Source organism: Sphingomonas jinjuensis (assembly GCF_014197105.1).
Lineage (GTDB): Bacteria > Pseudomonadota > Alphaproteobacteria > Sphingomonadales > Sphingomonadaceae > Sphingomonas > Sphingomonas jinjuensis.
Window position 1 is genome coordinate 1 of sequence record NZ_JACIEV010000028.1, and the last position, 1,829, is coordinate 1,829.

The window sequence follows — 1,829 nt, forward strand, 5'->3', positions numbered from 1 at the left end:
CTCCGGTTCCGCTTCGCTCCACCTACGACCGGCAATGGCAGCGGAGACGACAATGCACTAACTAACAACCCGGACCACCCCGTGGGGGCTGCTCAACCACAAGCCCCGGCCGTTCTGCACGAGAAGGGTTAGCGCGGTAACCCTAAATATATAGTCTGCTAACGGGCACGTATTGAGGCTTAAGCGCCAAGCTGCGGCAGCGGGAACGCTAGCGGCCTCCCTGTCGGAGGTGCAGCTCGCCCTCCGGCTTATCTCTATCCGACGCACTTCGCGAAAACCCGCTCGACTTGGCCTGCGTGCAGAGCGAACAGGACGATATCGAGTCGCCGGTGCTATCAAGGGCCGGCCTATCCCGCCGATCACATCGAGCGGGGCTGTGGGTGGTGCAAGGCGGGACTGGTCCTGCCTTCGCACCCAAAGGCTACCCACATGACGAAGCTCAACGACACCCACCGCATCCTGCTCGCGGCCGCTGGCCAGCGCAACGATGCCAGCCTGCTGCCGCTTCCCGCCTCACTTACGGCAAACGCGTGGTCGACCAAAGCGTTGGCCACGCTCGTCACCTTCGGCTTTGCCGAAGAGCGCGAGACCAATGATGCAGCGGCGGTTCACCGCATCTATGCCGACCTTCGCTTGGGGCTCTTTGCCACGCCGTCCGGCTTGGCCGCAATCGGCATCGAGTTGAACGGCGATGAAAGCCAACCGGTTACCAACGCCGGGAAAGACGGCGATGCTCCGCCCGCAGTCGCCCGGACAACCAAGCAGGCCCACGTACTCGCGCTGCTCGGCCGCTATGACGGTGCGACCCTCGCCGACCTCATCGCTGCCACCGGATGGCTACCGCACACCACGCGCGCAGCGCTGACGGGCCTGCGCAAGAAGGGCCACCAGATCGAACGCAGCAAGCGCGACGACGCGACCTGCTACCGCCTCCTGGCGGCTGCCTGAGATGGCAAGCGTCGAGGACGAGGTGGCAGGTCTCGAGCGGCTGTCATCCGACGAACTGCGCACGAAATGGCGCACGCTGACGGGGTCTCCCGTCCCACAGATGAGCCCGTCGCTGCTGCGCCTTGCCCTTGCCTGGGAGATCCAGGCAAGGGCCTATGGCGGGCTTTCGCGCGAGACCCGCCGCGCGCTCGATCAGCTTGCTGCGGGCAAGACGCGAACCACCAGTGTGTCGCCCGGCATGCGGCTGGTGCGCGAGTGGAACGGCCGGGCGCATGTCGTGGTGGTCGGCGATGATGGCATCATCCGCTGGGATGAGCGCGAGTGGCGCTCGCTATCTGAGGTCGCGCGCGCGATCACCGGCACGAGGTGGTCTGGTCCTGCCTTCTTCGGCCTCAAGCGAAAGGCCGCAGCATGAAGAACGTCCGCTGTGCGATCTACACCCGCAAGTCGAGCGAGGAGGGACTGGAGCAGGCGTTTAACAGCCTCGACGCACAGCGCGAGGCATGTGCTGCCTATATCCTCAGCCAGGCATCGGAAGGCTGGACCGCGCTGCCCGACATCTATGACGATGGCGGGTTGTCGGGCGGCACGCTCGAGCGCCCGGCGCTTCAGCGGCTGCTTACCGAGGTCAGGGCAGGCCGGATCGACATCATCGTCGTCTACAAGGTTGACCGGCTCACCCGCTCGCTGCTCGACTTCTCGAAGCTGGTCGAGGCGTTCGATGCCGCGGGCACCAGCTTCGTGTCGGTCACCCAGTCGTTCAACACCACCACCAGCATGGGGCGCCTCACGCTCAACATGCTGCTCTCCTTTGCCCAGTTCGAGCGCGAGGTCACCGCCGAGCGGATCCGCGACAAGATCGCCGCCTCAAAGGCCAAGGG

General features: G+C 65.3%; 3 protein-coding genes. All 3 read left to right on the plus strand.

The window, feature by feature from the left end; translation table 11 throughout:
- Window positions 1–429: 429 nt before the first annotated feature.
- Window positions 430–948, plus strand: coding sequence for a DUF3489 domain-containing protein (locus GGQ80_RS18240; protein ID WP_183987529.1), 519 nt, complete (start codon window positions 430–432; stop codon window positions 946–948).
- Between the two features lies 1 nt (window position 949).
- Window positions 950–1,363, plus strand: a complete 414-nt coding sequence (locus tag GGQ80_RS18245) for a DUF2924 domain-containing protein (protein ID WP_183987531.1) — start codon at window positions 950–952, stop codon at window positions 1,361–1,363.
- A partial coding sequence (locus GGQ80_RS18250) for a recombinase family protein (protein ID WP_183987533.1) occupies window positions 1,360–1,829 on the plus strand: 470 nt, incomplete at its 3' end. The genes GGQ80_RS18245 and GGQ80_RS18250, both read left to right, overlap by 4 nt.